This window comes from Isoptericola nanjingensis, assembly GCF_050311635.1.
Taxonomy (GTDB): domain Bacteria; phylum Actinomycetota; class Actinomycetes; order Actinomycetales; family Cellulomonadaceae; genus Isoptericola; species Isoptericola nanjingensis.
Genome location: NZ_JBNOZL010000001.1, coordinates 543,349 through 558,398, shown reverse-complemented (window position 1 = coordinate 558,398; position 15,050 = coordinate 543,349). Strand labels below are relative to the sequence as shown.

The following is a 15,050-nucleotide window of genomic DNA, read 5'->3' as shown; positions in this document are numbered from 1 at the left end:
CCGGATACCCTGACCCGGGGACGGGCCCCGGCCGCGCCACCGACCGTGCCCGTGACCGGGCGCAGCGTCCAGGAACGTCGGCGATGATGTGCCCGTGACCTTCGACCGCGACATCCTCGCGCCCGACGACCCGTCGTCGCCCGACGAGGACACGCTCCCCGGCGCGCGTGCGTCGCGCCGCAGCGTGACGCTCGGCGTCTCCCTGCTGACGACGGCGCTCCTCGCGGCCGTCCTCCTGGTGCTCCCCACGCCCTACGCGATCCGGGCCCCGGGGCCGACGGAGGACACGCTCGGGCTGCAGGGCGCGGACGTGCAGAGCGGTGCGGACGAGACGTCGAGCGGAGGCAAGAGCGCGACGGCGAAGCCCGTCGTCGAGATCGAGGGCGCCGAGACCTACGACGTCTCGGGCGAGCTGCGACTCACCACCGTGTCCGTCTACGGCGGGCCCGGCGGGGACGTCCTGCTCGGCGACGTGCTGTGGGGCTGGGGCTCGCGCGAGCGCTCGGTGCAGCCGGTCGAGTCGATCTTCCCGGAGCAGACCACGCGGGAGCAGCAGCAGGAGGTCGGCCAGGCGCAGATGGCGGGGTCGGAGTCGGCCGCGACCGTGGCCGCGCTGACGGAGCTGGGGTACGAGGTGCCCGCCACCCTCACCGTCGCGGGCACCGTGCCCGACTCCGGCGCCGACGGCGTCGTCGAGGCGGGGGACGTCGTGCGCAGCATCGACGGGCACCAGGTCACGACCCACCAGGACCTGCTCGCCGCCCTCGACGACGTGACGCCGGGCGCCGACGTCACGCTGGGCGTCGAGCGCGACGGCGAGCCGACGGAACTCACGGTGACGACGTCGGAGGGGGACGGGCGGGCCGCGCTCGGCGTGCTCCTCGACCCGGCGTACGACTACCCGGTCGACGTGACCATCCGGCCGGGCGACATCGGAGGGCCGAGCGCCGGCACGATGTTCGCGCTGGCGATCATCACGAAGATGACGCCCGAGGACGAGCTGGACGGCGCGCACGTGGCGGGCACGGGCACGATGAGCGTCGACGGGCTCGTCGGCCCGATCGGCGGCATCCAGCAGAAGCTCTTCGGCGCGGTCGACGCCGGCGCGGACTGGTTCCTCGCCCCGGCGGACAACTGTGACGAGGTCGTCGGGCACGTCCCCGACGGGCTGCGGGTGGTCCGGGTGGCCACCCTCGACGACGCGCGGACCGCGATCGAGGCGATCGGTGCGGGGGAGGGCACGGACCTTCCGACGTGCTCGTGACCGGCGAGTGAAGGGCCGGTCGCCCACCCGCGCGCGAAGCGTGGGAACCTGAGGGATGACAGGGACGTTCCACACCAGAACGTCCGTCCGTCCCGAGCACGAGTGAGGTGCCCGCACCGTGTCCTTCGCTGCCCCACCCCGTCGACGGCCAGGCGGCCCGCCCGCCAAGCGCCGCCGCAGCCCTCTGGCGATCACGCTGGTCGTGATCGCCGCGGTCGTCGTCGCGCTGCTCCTGCTCGCGCAGTTCTGGACCGAGATCATGTGGTTCGACGCGCTCGGCTTCGGCAACGTGATCTGGACGGAGTGGATCACCCGCGGCGTCCTGTTCGTCATCGGCTTCCTCGTGATGGCGGCCGCCGTGTTCTCGTCGTTCGCCGTCGCGTACCGGGTGCGCCCGGTCTACGCGCCGTCGACGCCCGAGCAGGCGACCCTCGACCAGTACCGCGAGGCCATCGAGCCCCTGCGGCGCGTCGTGACCATCGCCGGGCCGGTCGTCGTCGGGTTCTTCGCCGGTGTCGCGGCGTCCGCGCAGTGGCGCAGCGTGCTCCTGGCGATCAACCCCTCGTCGTTCGGCGAGAAGGACCCGCAGTTCGGCATCGACCTCGGGTTCTACGTCTTCTCGCTGCCCGCGCTGCGGTTCATGGTGAGCTTCCTCATGGCGGTCGTGATCATCGCCGGCATCGCCGCGCTGGTGACGCACTACCTGTACGGCGGGCTCCGGCTCGGGCCGGTGCCGGCGGGCACCCCGCGCACCACGCGCGCGTCCCGCGTGCACCTCGCCGTGCTGGGCTCCGCGCTCATGCTCGTGATCGGCGCGAACTACTGGCTCGACCGGTACTCGTTGCTGACGGCGACGAACGGCGGCAGCACCGCGGCCACCTACAACGGCGCGTCCTACTCGGACGTGCACGCCGTCATCCCGTCGAAGGAGATCCTCACGGGCGTCGCGGTGCTCGTGGCGCTCCTGTTCGTCGTGGCGGCGGTCCGCGGCACGTGGCGCCTGCCGGCCATCGGCGTCGGCCTCATGGTGGTGTCGGCGATCGCGATCGGCGGCATCTACCCGGCCGTGGTGCAGCGGTTCCAGGTGAACCCCAACGCCCAGGAGCTCGAGGCCGACTACATCCAGCGCAACATCGACGCCACGCACGCGGCGTACGGTCTGGACGACATCGAGACCCAGCCGTACGACGCCACCACGGAGGCGGAGCAGGGCGCGCTGCGCGAGGACGCGGACACCACCGCGTCGGTACGTCTGCTCGACCCGCAGATCGTCAGCCCGTCGTTCCGTCAGCTGCAGCAGAACAAGCAGTACTACAACTTCGCCGACAACCTGTCGGTGGACCGGTACGAGATCGACGGCGAGTCCCGCGACACCGTGATCGCGGTGCGCGAGCTGAACCTCGGGGGCCTCGGCGACGGGCAGCGCAACTGGGTGAACGACCACACCGTCTTCACCCACGGGTACGGCGTCGTCGCCGCGTACGGCAACCAGCCCGGACCCGACGGTCAGCCCGCGTTCTACGAGGGCGGCATCCCGACGCAGGGCGCGCTCACCGACAAGGGGTACGAGCCGCGCATCTACTTCAGCCCCTCCACCACGGAGTACTCCATCGTGGGCGCGCCGGAGGACACGAAGCCGTGGGAGCTCGACTACCAGGCCGACGACGAGCAGGGTGGCCAGCAGGTCAACACGACGTTCCCCACGGAGGAGGTGACCGCCGGCCCGTCCGTCGGGTCGTTCGGCAGCAAGCTGCTGTACGCGCTGAAGTTCGGCTCGCAGGAGATGCTGTTCTCCGACCGCGTCACCGACGAGTCGCAGATCCTCTACGACCGTGACCCGATGACCCGCGTGCAGAAGGTCGCCCCGTGGCTGACCCTCGACCAGGGCATGTACCCGGCGGTGGTCGACGGACGCGTCAAGTGGATCGTCGACGGGTACACCACCTCGGACGCGTACCCGTACTCGACCAGCCGCCCGATGCAGGAGGCGACGGCGGACTCCCTGACGCTCGCCGCGCAGGGCGTGCCGGTGGAGATGCCGCCGGAGGTCAACTACATCCGCAACTCGGTGAAGGCGACCGTCGACGCGTACGACGGCTCGGTGGACCTGTACGCCTGGGACACCGACGACCCCGTCCTCAAGGCGTGGTCCGACGTCTTCCCGACGTCGGTGAAGCCGATGTCGGAGATCTCCGGCGACCTCATGAGCCACATCCGCTACCCCGAGGACATGTTCAAGGTCCAGCGCACGCTGCTGACGCAGTACCACGTCGAGGACGCGGGGCAGTTCTTCTCCGGCCAGGACTTCTGGGCGAATCCGGCGGACCCGGTGTCCACCGGTGGCGCGACCGGCTCGAACGCGGCGAAGCAGCCCCCGTACTACCTGTCGCTGCAGATGCCGGGACAGGAATCCTCGGCGTTCTCGTTGACCAGCACCTTCATCCCGGGCGGTAACACCGACCGCGAGATCCTCACGGGATACCTGGCCGCCGACGGCGACGCCGGGTCCACCGCGGGCGAGGTGGCGGAGGGCTACGGGAAGCTCCGGATGCTGGAGCTGCCCCGCGACTCGACGGTGCCGGGCCCGGGCCAGGTGCAGAACAACTTCGACTCGAACCCGACGATCTCCGAGCAGCTGAACATCCTGGAGCGCGGCTCGTCGAACGTCGTGCGCGGCAACCAGCTGACCCTGCCCGTGGGTGGTGGCCTGCTCTACGTGCAGCCGGTGTACATCCAGTCCGCCGGTGGCACGGCGTACCCGCTGCTGCGCCGCGTGCTCGTCGCGTTCGGCGACCAGACCGGGTACGCGGAGACGCTCGACGAGGCCCTGGACCAGGTCTTCGGCGGCGACTCGGGTGCGACGGCCGGCGACGCCGACGGCGGGACCGAGACCGAGGTGCCCACCGCGCCGGTCGAGGGCGAGGACGGGGCGACCGAGCCGTCCACGGAGCCCAGCACGGAGCCGAGCACCGAGCCCAGCACGGAGCCGTCGACGGAGCCGAGCGGCGGCAGCACGCCGTCGGGTGACGCGCAGTCGCGGCTGAACGCCGCCCTCCAGGAGGCGAATGACGCGATGACCGACAGCGACGAGGCGCTGAAGGCCGGCGACTTCACCGCGTACGGCGAGGCGCAGGACCGCCTGCAGCAGGCGATCGAGGACGCGCTCGCTGCGGAGAAGGAGATCGGGTCCGCCGGCTGACCGGCCGGTGGTGCGAGGCGCGGGGTCGTCGGTCCGTCCGGACCGGCGGCCCCGCCGTCGTCTGCGCCGCCGTCCGGTGGTCGTGGTCGGGGGCGTCGTCGCTGGTCGGAGGCCACCGCGAGTGTGACCTCCGTCCCATTCGCCCGATGCGATTTGATTCGTGTCCGACGACGCCGTAATGTTCAGGGAGTCGACGCGGGGTGGAGCAGCTCGGTAGCTCGCTGGGCTCATAACCCAGAGGTCGCAGGTTCAAATCCTGCCCCCGCTACCACGGGATGTCGTCGACATCCACGAAGGCCCCGACCGGGATCCGGTCGGGGCCTTCGTCATGTCCGGGTGCCGGCACCACCCGTGAGTGATAGGTCTCGAGCGTGGGCCCCGCGTGAAGCCACCGCGCGGGCACGCCCGGATCGGGAGGAGCCACCATGCCGCGACGAGACGCAGGGCCGAGCGTCAAGGACAAGGAGCTCTACGAGGAGCTCCGCGACGAGGGCAACAGCAAGGAGAAGTCCGCGCGGATCGCGAACGCCGCCGCGGCGCGAGGCCGGAAGAAGGTCGGCGCCAAGGGCGGGAAGTCCGGCTCCTACGACGACTGGACTGTCGCCGACCTGCGGAAGCGGGCGTCGGAGATCGGCATCGAGGGACGCTCGTCGATGCGTAAGGCGGAGCTCGTCAAGGCGCTGCGCTCGCACTGACCGCGCCGTGCCAGGGGCCCGTGCCGGGCGCATGATGGAAGGAGCCGGCACGGGGACGGCGGGCACCCGACGACGCGAGGAGGCGGCGATGAGAGCGACGGTGGGCGACCGGATCGTGGTGGCGTCCGGGGTGGTCGGCGGGGCGGTGCGCGACGGCGTCGTGATCGCCTGCCCGCACGACGACGGGTCGCCGCCCTACCAGGTGCGCTGGTCCGACACGGGGGAGGAGACGCTGGTGTTCCCCGGCGCGGACACGCTCGTGCAGCACGACGGCGGCGGGACGGAGCACGCACGGTCGCCGCGACCGTCGCCCGCCCGGGCCCTGACGTGGGACGTGCGGGTCTCGCTCGTGGAGTCGTCCGGGAGCACGACGGCGGAGGCGATGCTGACGCCCGGTCCGGACGTGGGCTCGTTGCGCGGCGTCGGGCACGCGCGCAAGGACCCGGGCGACCTGCAGGTCCCGGTCATCGGGGACGAGGTCGCGGCGGCACGGGCCCTGCGACGCCTGGCGGACGCGCTGCTCGAGCAGGCGGAGCAGGACATCTCGGCGCAGACGGGGCACCAGGCGCACGTGCACCCCTGACCGACCGCCGCCCGGGCGGTCAGGCGAGCTCGGCCCGACGCCGGCGCAGATGGTCGTGCTCGGCCCCCGGCCCGCACAGGGCGAGCGCCGCGTCGTAGGCCCGCAGGGCACCGTCGGGGTCGCCCGCGCGCCGCAGCAGCTCCGCCCGCAGCGCGGGCAGCCGGTGCCCGGGCAGCGCGACCTCGGCGAGGGCGTCGAGGCCGGCGCGCGGACCGGAGACCTCGGCGACGGCGACCGCGCGGTTGAGGCGCACCACCGGGGTGTCGGCCAGCGTCAGGAGCTCGTCGTAGCGGGCGAGGATGCGGTCCCAGGCGGTCGCGTCCGGGGTGCGGGCGATCGCGTGCTCGGCCGCCACGAGGGCCTGCAGCAGGTACGGCGTCGGGGCAGCGGTGGCGAGCGGGGTGAGCAGCTCGAGGGCCTCGGCGATCTCGTGCTGGTGCCACCGGGAGCGGTCCTGGTCCGGAAGCAGCACCAGGGCGCCGTCGTCCACGCGGGCGTCGCGGCGCGAGTGCTGGAGCAGCACCAGCGCGAGGAGCGCGTCGAGGTCGCGCGCCGCCACGCCGCCGCCGGCCTCCCCGCCGGCCCCCAGCGTGGGCCGGACGTCGCGCAGCACGCGGACGAGCCGCACCGCTTCGCCGGCGAGCTCGGCTCGCACGACGTCGTCCCCGCTGGCGGGCGCGTAGCCCGCGGTGAAGGCCAGGTAGGCGACGTCGGCCGCGACACCGAGGCGGTCGGCGACCTCGTCGGCGGGCGGCAGCGCGAACCGCTCGCCCGCGAGCTTCTTGCGGGCCCGGGTGAGGCGCGCCGCCATCGTCGGCGTGGACTGGAGGAACAGGCGGGCGACGTCGGCCGTGGGCACGCCGAGCACCAGGCGCAGCGAGAGCGCCGCGGCCGCCTCGCGCGACAGCCGCGGGTGGGCGCACAGCAGCACCAGCCGGAGCCGCTCGTCGGTGAGGGGCTCGCCGACGTCCGCCATGACCCGCTGTGCCCGGGCGGCCACGTCCGCCTCGACCTCCAGCAGCGGCATCGACCGCGCCAGCACCTGTTCCGACCGGAGCCGGTCGAGGACGCGGCGCCGGGCGGCGGTGAGGAGCCAGGCCGGGCCGTTCGCCGGCACGCCCTCGCGCGGCCAGGTGCGCGCCGCCGCCTCGAACGCGTCCGCGAGCCCGTCCTCGGCCAGGTCGAGGCGGCGGAACCGCGCGACGAGCAGGGCCAGGAGCCGGCCCCACTCGTCGCGCACGAGGTCCTCGAGGACCGTCACGAGCGTCTCCCCACGGGGTGCCCTACCCGGCCACGGCCGGCCGCAGCTCGACCGTGAGCTCGTCCGGGAGCAGCCGCGCGAGCTCGACGGCCGTGCCCAGGTCGGGCAGGTCGACGACGTAGAAGCCGCCGAGCTGCTCGGCCGCCTCGGCGTACGGGCCGTCGGTGACGGCGCGGTCGCCGTTCGCCCCCGGCCCGAGCGTGCGGGCGGTGCCGGGGTGGCCGAGGCCCTCGCCCGCGAGGACCGCGCCCCGCTCCGGGACGGCGGAGTCGAACGCCTCCAGCCGGGCGTAGAAGCGCTCGCGGTGCGCGTCGTCGGCGGCGCCCCAGATCTCGTCGTGGTCCGGCTGCGTGAGCAGGACGACGACCTTCATGCGTCCCCCTCCTCGTGGTCGACCGCGGCGCGGACCTCGACGACGCCGTCGGCGTCGCCGCTGCCGGTCGAGCCGACGAGGGTCGCACTGACCTGGAGCAGGTCGTCGAGGTCGTCCGACTCGACCAGGTAGAACCCGGAGAGCTGCTCCGCCGTCTCGGCGAACGGACCGTCGGTGACGACGACCCGGCCCGCGGCGTCGCGGGAGACCTGCTTGGTGGAGCGGGAGTGCGTCAGCTCGGCACCGCCGGTGATGCGGTGCCCGCGCTCGGCGAGCAGTCGGGCGAACTCCTCGTGCTTCGCGTAGACGGCGGCGCGCTCCTCGGCGCTCGCGCGTTCCCAGACGTCCTCGACGCCGGGCAGCAGTACGACGTACGTGGTCATGGTCCCATCGTCCTTCCTCGTGGCGGGTCGTACACGGTGATGACGCGCCAGGGGCGGGAAGATCGACAACCGCGCCGAGGTTCCTCTGTGACCACCGCCATGCCGCAGGGACCCGCGGTCGGCATAGGCTCGTCGGCGGCGTGACCCGCCGCGTCCCCCTCGTCGGAAAGGCTCCACCGTGCGCACCTCCCGTCCTGTCCTCGCGGTCGCTCTCGCGTCGGCCGCCACGCTCGCGTTCGCCGGCTGCTCGACGTCGGACGACGGCGACGGCGCGCCCGTGGCGTCCGGCAGCGCGACCGACTGCACGCCCGAGGGGATGCAGACCCTCACCGACGGCACGTTGACCGTGGGCGCCAGCGACCCCTTCGAGCCCTGGTACGTGGGCGAGCCGAGCAGCGGGGAGGGCTTCGAGTCGGCGCTCGTGTACGCCGTCGCGGACGAGCTCGGGTTCGCGAAGGATGACGTCGAGTGGACGTCGGTCACCTTCGAGCAGATCATCAGCCCGGCCGTGAAGACCTTCGACGTCGCCGCCTACCAGACGACGATCACGGACGAGCGGAAGAACGCCGTCGACTTCTCCAGCCCCTACCTGACCAGCCGCCAGGGCGTCATCGTCGCCGACGAGGGCGACTTCTCCGACGCCGCGAGCCTGGCCGACCTCAAGGGCGCGACGATCGGCGTCACCGCCTCGCAGACGTCGCTCGCCGTCGCCGACGCCGCGTGGGGCGACGACGTCGAGGTCACCCCCTTCAACGCCGCGGGCGACGGCATGACGGCGCTGAGCTCGGGCACCATCGACGCCATGGTGATGGACGTCGACCAGGGCGTCGCCGCCTCGACCGTCTACTTCCCCGACACGCACGTGATCGGCACCCTGCCGCCCGTGGGCGAGCCCGAGCAGCTGGGTCTGGTGCTCGACAAGGGGTCGTCGCTCACCGCGTGCGTCTCGGCCGCCGTCGACACGCTCGAGGAGAACGGCACGCTCGACGAGCTGCGCACCACGTGGCTCAAGTCGGACGACATCACCGAGCTGTCCTGACGCGCACGTGAGCACCCCGACGTCCGGACCCGCGACGACGCCGACCGGCGGATGGCAGCCGTCGGAGCGGGCGCGCGCCCGCGCGGCGTACCGCCGGGCGCAGCACCGCCGCGCGCTGCTGGTGGCGGGTGTCGCGACCGTGCTGGTGGTGGCCGCCGTCGCGTACGTCGTGACGACGGCGCCCGGCTGGGAGCGGGCGCGCGAGGCGTTCTTCTCCCCGGAGCGGGCGTGGGAGGTGCTGCCCGAGGTCGCGGCGGGGCTGTGGCTCAATCTGCGGGTGTGGGTGGTGGCGAGCGTCGTCGCGCTGGTCGTGGGGCTCCTGCTGGCGGTCGTGCGGACGTCGCGGGTGCCGGCGCTGTTCCCGCTGCGGATCCTCGCCGTCGGGTACGTGGACGTGTTCCGCGGCGTGCCTCTGCTGCTCGTGCTGCTGCTGGTCGGCTTCGGCCTGCCCGCCCTTCGGCTGCCGTGGCTGCCGGTGAGCGCGGCCTTCCTCGGCGGCCTGTCGATCGTGGTCTGCTACACCGCGTACCTCGCGGAGATCTTCCGGGCGGGCATCGAGGCGGTGCACCCGTCCCAGGTGGCCGCCGCGCGGTCGCTCGGGCTGACCCGCGCGCAGGCGGCACGGCGCGTCGTGCTGCCGCAGGCGGTCCGCAACGTCGCCGCGCCCGTGGCCAGCATGCTCGTGTCGCTGCAGAAGGACTCCGGCCTCATCTCCATCCTCGGCGCCGTCGACGCGATCCGCGCGGCCCAGATCGCCACCACCGGGGACTACAACTTCACGCCGTACGTCGTCGCGGGCCTGCTGTTCATCGCGATCTCGATCCCGCTCACCCGGCTGGTCGACGCCTGGTCGGCGAGGCAGGGCTGGCGCGGCGAGCTGCGCGGCGTCGCGGGCGCGGGGGCGATCCGATGACCGCACCCCTGCGCGCGCCGCTGCTGGCGCTGCGCGACGTGCGCAAGTCCTTCGGTACCGGCGCCGACCGCAAGGTCGTGCTCGACGGCGTCGACCTCGACGTGGCCGAGGGGTCGTGCGTCGTCGTGGTCGGGTCGTCCGGCTCCGGCAAGTCCACGCTCCTGCGCGTCGTCGACCTGCTCGAGGAGGTCGACGACGGCCAGGTGCTGCTCGACGGCGAGGACGTCGCCGACCCGTGGGTGGACGCCGACGCCGTGCGCGCCCGCCTCGCCATGGTGTTCCAGCAGTACAACCTCTTCCCGCACCTGCGCGTGCTCGACAACGTGACCCTGGCGCCGCGCGTCGTGCACAAGGTGCCGCGGGCCGAGGCCGAGGCGGCCGCGCTGGCGATGCTCGAGCGCGTCGGCCTCGCGGACAAGGCCCGCGCCTTTCCCGACCAGCTCTCGGGCGGGCAGCAGCAGCGCGCCGCCATCGCCCGCGCGCTGGTGAACGGGCCCGAGCTGCTCCTGCTCGACGAGGTGACGTCCGCTCTCGACCCCGAGCTGGTGGGGGAGGTGCTCGACCTCCTGCTGTCCCTGCGCACCGAAGGTGTCGCCGGGCGGCCCACGACGATGCTCGTCGCCACGCACGAGATGGGCTTCGCCCGCGAGGTCGCCGACGAGGTCGTCTTCCTGCACGCCGGGCGCGTGCACGAGCGCGGTACGCCGGAGCAGGTGCTCGGGGACCCGCACGAGCAGCGCACCCGGGAGTTCCTGCGCCGGCTGCGCTGACGGCCCGTCAGGAGCCGGTGCCCGGCGCGGTCGCGCCCGCCCTGTCGACGAGGACGGCCAGCTGTTCCCGAGCCGTGAGGTCGAGCTTGGCCATGGCCCGCCCCAGGTGGGCCTTGACCGTCGACTCGGACAGGTAGAGCCGCCGCCCGATCTCTCGGTTCGACAGCCCGTGCGGCAGGAACGTCGCGATCTCCCGTTCCCGAGTGGTGAGGGCGTCGAGGGCGCTACGGGCCTCGTCGCGGCGGCTGTCGAGGCGCCGGCTGCCGGAGAGGTGGCGGATCACCGCGCCCGCGGAGACGTGGTCGAGCGCGCCGGAACCGGCGGCGACGTCACGCACGTGGGCGGCGATGTGCTCGGGGTCGTCGTCCTTGCTGAGGAAGCCCTGCGCGCCCGCGGCCAGCGCGGCGACGACCGTCTCGTCGGTGCCGAACGACGTGAGCGCGATGACCGCGGGAGGACCGGGACGACGCCGGAGCTCGCGGATGGCGTCGAGCCCGCCGGTGCGGCGCATGTGCAGGTCCATGAGCACGACGTCGGGCCGGTACTCGGCGACAGCCGGCACGACCTCGTCGCCGTCGGTCGCCTCACCGACGACGTCGATGCCCTGGGCGGCCAGCACCGTCGTGAGAAGCCGCCGCACCATCGGGTCGTCGTCGACCACGAGGACTCGGACCTCCATGCACGCGAACGATAGCCCCGGGCGCCAGCGTTCGCCGGACGAACGCCCGGGTCACGTCGCGCGGGCGACCCACGGCAGGTGGGCGCGGACGATAAACGACCCGTCCTCACGGCCGGCGACGAGGGTGCCTCCGACGGCGTCGGCCCGCTCGTGCATCCCGAGCAGCCCCGAACCGGTACCCGGCAGCGACGGCGCACGAGCACCGTCGGACGGCAACAGGTTGCGCACCGTGATGTCGACCCCACGCTCCGGCGCAGCGTCGACGCGGACGTCGACGGGCTGACCACCCGCGTGCTTGTGGGCGTTGGTGACCGCCTCCTGCACCACCCGGAACGTGGCACGCACCAGGGTGGGTGCGGCGTCCTGCCCGCCCGTGACGGAGACCGCGGCGGTGGTCCGGGGGTCGTCGCCGGTCATCCGGCCGAGCAGTGGGCGCAGGTCGTCGAGCGTCGCGCCGGGGAATCCGGTCACGGTGTCGCCCGAGCGCAGGGTGGTCACCAGCGAACGCAGCTCCCTGATGGCCTGCTGCGCCGAGGCGCGCATCTCTCGGGCCGCCCGCGCCGCCGCCGGGTCGTTCGTGCTCGTGACCTCGAGGGCCGAGGCCTGCAGCGAGATCTCTGCGACATGGTGCGCCACGGTGTCGTGCACCTCCCGCGCGATGAGGCGTCGCTCGTCCTGGCGCCCCGCCTGGTCGCGCAGGACGGCCGCCGCGGCGGCTGCCGCCTGCTGCTCGTCACGGGCACGCTCGGCCGCCAGGTGCGCACGGCGGACGAGTCCGGCAGCGACCGACAGGCCGAGCAGCACGATCCCCACCGCGACGTAGGCCGCCGCCGTCGGGTCGGAGGACAGCACGCGGGTCTGCTCGTCGACGGTCACCAGCACCTGGGCCTCGTGGTCGCGCAGCGCGTCCCGCAGGAGCGCCGTCGCGGTCGCGGCCGTCGTCGCACCGGCCGCGGTCAGGCAGGCCCGGACAGATCCCGTGGCCAGCACCCACGGGAGGGTGAGGAGCGCCGCCGACGCGTCCAGAGGGAGCAGGACCGAGCACGCCGAGGCGCCGAGGCAGAGGGCGAACGGGAACCGCCGCCTCCACACGAGCAGACCCGCCAGCGCGAGACCGACGACGGCGCCCACCACGTACAGCGTCGGGTGCAGGGCACTCTCCCGTCCCGTGGCCTGCGACGCGAACCACACCGCCACCAGGGCGCTCGCGGCCGACACCGCCACGGCGACCACCGTGCCGGCTGCCGACGCCCAGCGCAGGACGGCGGCACGCCGCACCCGCGAGCTTCTGTCCGGGCCTGGCGTGTCAGCCGCTCGAGCGAACATGCGTCGACAGTACGGCGGGCCGTGCCGCCGCGCGTCTGCCGACCGGGTACGTCCGGCCCTTCCCGGCGTACCCGACCGGGCACCCGGCTCTGCCCGATCGGGCGATGTAGTGAGGGCGTGCCCGGGCTGATCCTGGCCATGGACCGAAGTCAGGCATCACGCAGGGTGCCGCCGTCAGAGCAGGAGTAGCCCGATGACCGATCAGTTCCCGTCCTCCGTCCCGCCCACCGACGCGCCGGCGACGAAGGCGCAGCTCAAGCAGCAGGCTCGCGAGGCCAAGGCGGTCGCGAAGGCGAACCGCAGCTGGGTCCGGCGCCACAAGATCCTCACGGGCCTGGGCGTGGCCGGGGTGGTCGCGGTCGGTGCGACGGCGATGAACTCAGGCGGGGAGGACCCGGCCGTTGCCGAGCCGCCCGCGGCGGTGGCGGAGGCGGCACCCGCCGCTGAAGCCGACCTTCCTGCAGAGACCGGGACGGACGCTGACGCGTCCGAGGACACGGCGACCGTGGAGGCGACGACGGACACGTCGAGCGAGGCGTCCACCGAGACGACGTCACAGGCCAACGCGCGCAGCAGCGCGGAGTCGTACCTGGGCACCATGGCGTTCTCGCGCTCGGGGCTCGTGAAGCAGTTGAAGTTCGACGGGTACTCGGACAAGGACGCGAAGTACGCGGCCGGCGCGGTGGACGCGGACTGGAGCGAGCAGGCCGCGAAGAGTGCGGAGTCGTACCTGGACACGATGGCGTTCTCGCGGTCGGGTCTCGTCGACCAGCTGGAGCACGACGGCTTCTCTGCGAAGCAGGCCGAGCACGGCGCGGACACGGTGGACGCGGACTGGAGCGAGCAGGCCGCCAAGAGCGCCGAGACGTACCTGGACACCATGTCGTTCTCGCGCTCCGCGCTCGTCGACCAGCTGCAGTTCGACGGCTTCAGCGCCGACCAGGCCCAGCACGGTGCGGACTCCGTCGGCCTCTGATCCGCCAGACCGCTGATCGTGCGGCGCCCAGCCTCTCTCATCAGGAGACGAACATGACTGATCACATCGCCACCGCATCGCTGCGAGACGGTGCCGTCCAGCCGATCTCAGGCCCGGCTGCCGTCACTCCCACCGTGACCTTTCGCGCCATGCGGCTCGGAGTCCGCCCCGTGGTCACGGTCACGGAGAAGGCTGTGACTTACGAGCAGCGGTACGCGAACTGGCTGACTTGGCTTCTCGTCGTCTGCACGGCCGGCTGCGCTGCCTTCGCCTGGCCGTGGGTACTGTTCGGCAAGCGCATCCAGACGCTTCCCGCCAAGGCGATCTCGAACGTCGAGGTCGCCAGCGGCGCGACGTCCGTCCTCCGACTTACCACGTCGGGCGGCGTGATGGAGTTTCGTACCGATTCCGCGACAGCCGACCGTGCCAGGAGCGTCCTCTTCGGTGCGCTGTGAGACCCGGCCGCTGAGGTGATTCCTCCGTCGGTCAGGTGCCCGTCTCACGTTTCCTCCGCCGAGGTGCCGGGACGGCCGGGAAGCTAACCTGGCCGCTTGACCGTAGCCCGGGCCCCGGTGCTGCTTCGACGACGTCGCGGAGGTAGCCAGTGCAGCGCACGTCGATCGGTTTCGTCGGCACGGGGCCGATGGGGGCGCCGATGGCGCGGAATCTGCTGGCGGCGGGTTTCGACGTCGCGCTGTGGAACCGCACGCCGGAGAAGGCGGAGGCGGTCGCCGAGGGCGAGTCGCGTGCGACGGTCGCGGCGACGCCGGCAGAGGTGGCGCGGTCGGTGGTGGTGGTGATGCTCCCGGACCTGCCGCAGGTGCGCGACGTCGTCCACCGGCCCGACGGGCTGCGTGCGGGGTGGCGCGCGGCGGGGGTGGCCGACCCGGTGCTGGTCGTGATGAGCACCGTGAGCCCGGTCGAGGTCGCCGCGTGGGCGAAGGAGCTCGCGACGGACGGCATCCGCCTGGTGGACGCGCCCGTGAGCGGCGGCGTCGAGGGCGCTGTGGCGGGCAGCCTGAGCATCATGGCGGGCGGCGCGGACCACGACCTCGCCGCCGTCCTCCCCGTGCTGGAGGCGATGGGCTCGACGGTCCGCCACCTCGGTGCGGTGGGCGCGGGCTCGCTCACCAAGACGTGCAACCAGATCGTGGTGGGCGGCACGCTCAACGCGCTGGCCGAGGCGGTCGCCATCGCCCAGGCCGGTGGCCTGGACCTCGCCACCGTGCTGGAGGTGCTGGGCGCCGGGCTGGCCGGCTCGCAGGTGCTCACGGACAAGTCGCGGCGCTACCTCTCGGGCGACTATGCGGACGGTGCCGCGTGCCGCACCCAGCTCAAGGACCTCGAGTTCGGCCTCGCGGTCGGGCGGCGGCTCGGCGTCGACACCGCGCTGACGGCGGTCGCCCGCGACCGCTACCAGCGGATGGTCGACCGCGGCGACGCCGAGCTGGACCACAGCGCCGTCATCCGCGTCGTCGTCTGACCCTGCGCATGTCACCGCACGCGGCGCCGTCGGTGGACGGACGTCGCGCGACGGCGTGAACGCTCGTCGTATCAGCGTCGCCCTGCCTCCCTCCGAGGTACATGGA

At 73.2% G+C, this 15,050-nt stretch carries 15 protein-coding genes and 1 tRNA gene; 11 read left to right on the top strand and 5 right to left on the bottom strand.

The features are described 5' to 3' along the window. The first annotated feature begins 94 nt into the window (after nucleotides 1-94). The 5 genes from ACQP6G_RS02710 (at nucleotide 95) to ACQP6G_RS02690 (ending at nucleotide 5,741) form a co-directional block, all read left to right on the top strand. Nucleotides 95-1,264: a YlbL family protein gene (locus ACQP6G_RS02710; RefSeq protein WP_429762632.1), complete on the top strand. Its 1,170-nt coding sequence runs from the start codon at nucleotides 95-97 to the stop codon at nucleotides 1,262-1,264. A 118-nt stretch (nucleotides 1,265-1,382) separates the two neighbouring features. Further along, nucleotides 1,383-4,463, top strand: a complete 3,081-nt coding sequence (locus ACQP6G_RS02705) for a UPF0182 family membrane protein (protein ID WP_429762631.1) — start codon at nucleotides 1,383-1,385, stop codon at nucleotides 4,461-4,463. Nucleotides 4,464-4,657: 194 nt separating this feature from the next. After that, nucleotides 4,658-4,734, top strand: a tRNA-Met gene (locus ACQP6G_RS02700). A gap of 154 nt (nucleotides 4,735-4,888) precedes the next feature. Beyond that, the gene (locus ACQP6G_RS02695; RefSeq protein ID WP_429762630.1) at nucleotides 4,889-5,158 is read left to right on the top strand and encodes a DUF7218 family protein; all 270 of its coding nucleotides are present in this window, start codon (nucleotides 4,889-4,891) and stop codon (nucleotides 5,156-5,158) included. 88 nt (nucleotides 5,159-5,246) lie between these two features. Further along, complete coding sequence (locus ACQP6G_RS02690; protein WP_429762629.1) at nucleotides 5,247-5,741, top strand: dsRBD fold-containing protein; 495 nt, start codon at nucleotides 5,247-5,249, stop codon at nucleotides 5,739-5,741. A 19-nt stretch (nucleotides 5,742-5,760) separates the two neighbouring features. On the opposite strand, the gene ACQP6G_RS02685 is transcribed toward ACQP6G_RS02690, so the two are convergent. From ACQP6G_RS02685 to ACQP6G_RS02675, 3 genes are read right to left on the bottom strand one after another with little or no spacing between them, the layout of a single operon-like run. Further along, entirely contained in the window at nucleotides 5,761-7,002 is a 1,242-nt protein-coding gene (locus ACQP6G_RS02685) for an RNA polymerase sigma factor (protein ID WP_429762628.1), read from the bottom strand. A 22-nt stretch (nucleotides 7,003-7,024) separates the two neighbouring features. Then, on the bottom strand, nucleotides 7,025-7,375 hold the full coding sequence (locus ACQP6G_RS02680) for a YciI family protein (protein WP_429762627.1): 351 nt from the start codon (nucleotides 7,373-7,375) through the stop codon (nucleotides 7,025-7,027). Beyond that, nucleotides 7,372-7,758, bottom strand: a complete 387-nt coding sequence (locus ACQP6G_RS02675; protein ID WP_429762626.1) for a YciI family protein — start codon at nucleotides 7,756-7,758, stop codon at nucleotides 7,372-7,374. Before ACQP6G_RS02675 ends, ACQP6G_RS02680 begins: the two co-directional genes overlap by 4 nt. Before the next feature lie 178 nt (nucleotides 7,759-7,936). Here ACQP6G_RS02675 and ACQP6G_RS02670 point away from each other — a divergent pair, with 178 nt between their 5' ends. Genes ACQP6G_RS02670 through ACQP6G_RS02660 form a run of 3 tightly spaced genes read left to right on the top strand, consistent with a single transcriptional unit; the run spans nucleotide 7,937 to nucleotide 10,480 of the window. Then, the gene (locus ACQP6G_RS02670; protein WP_429762624.1) at nucleotides 7,937-8,797 is read left to right on the top strand and encodes an ABC transporter substrate-binding protein; all 861 of its coding nucleotides are present in this window, start codon (nucleotides 7,937-7,939) and stop codon (nucleotides 8,795-8,797) included. Nucleotides 8,798-8,804: 7 nt separating this feature from the next. Beyond that, entirely contained in the window at nucleotides 8,805-9,710 is a 906-nt protein-coding gene (locus ACQP6G_RS02665) for an ABC transporter permease subunit (RefSeq protein WP_429762623.1), read from the top strand. Then, the gene (locus ACQP6G_RS02660) at nucleotides 9,707-10,480 is read left to right on the top strand and encodes an amino acid ABC transporter ATP-binding protein (RefSeq protein ID WP_429762622.1); all 774 of its coding nucleotides are present in this window, start codon (nucleotides 9,707-9,709) and stop codon (nucleotides 10,478-10,480) included. The genes ACQP6G_RS02665 and ACQP6G_RS02660 overlap by 4 nt, the downstream gene beginning before the upstream one ends. 7 nt (nucleotides 10,481-10,487) lie before the next feature. Here ACQP6G_RS02660 and ACQP6G_RS02655 read toward each other — a convergent pair whose 3' ends face one another. Continuing rightward, nucleotides 10,488-11,159 (bottom strand): response regulator, encoded by a 672-nt coding sequence (locus ACQP6G_RS02655; protein WP_429762621.1) that lies wholly within the window; start codon nucleotides 11,157-11,159, stop codon nucleotides 10,488-10,490. A 51-nt stretch (nucleotides 11,160-11,210) separates the two neighbouring features. After that, a complete protein-coding gene (locus tag ACQP6G_RS02650; RefSeq protein WP_429762620.1) occupies nucleotides 11,211-12,437 on the bottom strand; it encodes a sensor histidine kinase in 1,227 nt (408 codons plus the stop codon). A 241-nt stretch (nucleotides 12,438-12,678) separates the two neighbouring features. On the opposite strand from ACQP6G_RS02650, the gene ACQP6G_RS02645 reads away from it, so the two are divergent. The 3 genes from ACQP6G_RS02645 (at nucleotide 12,679) to ACQP6G_RS02635 (ending at nucleotide 14,944) form a co-directional block, all read left to right on the top strand. Then, on the top strand, nucleotides 12,679-13,461 hold the full coding sequence (locus ACQP6G_RS02645) for an Ltp family lipoprotein (RefSeq protein ID WP_429762619.1): 783 nt from the start codon (nucleotides 12,679-12,681) through the stop codon (nucleotides 13,459-13,461). A 53-nt stretch (nucleotides 13,462-13,514) separates the two neighbouring features. After that, a complete protein-coding gene (locus ACQP6G_RS02640) occupies nucleotides 13,515-13,916 on the top strand; it encodes a hypothetical protein (RefSeq protein ID WP_429762618.1) in 402 nt (133 codons plus the stop codon). A gap of 149 nt (nucleotides 13,917-14,065) precedes the next feature. Beyond that, complete coding sequence (locus tag ACQP6G_RS02635) at nucleotides 14,066-14,944, top strand: NAD(P)-dependent oxidoreductase (protein WP_429762617.1); 879 nt, start codon at nucleotides 14,066-14,068, stop codon at nucleotides 14,942-14,944. Nucleotides 14,945-15,050 lie beyond the last annotated feature (106 nt).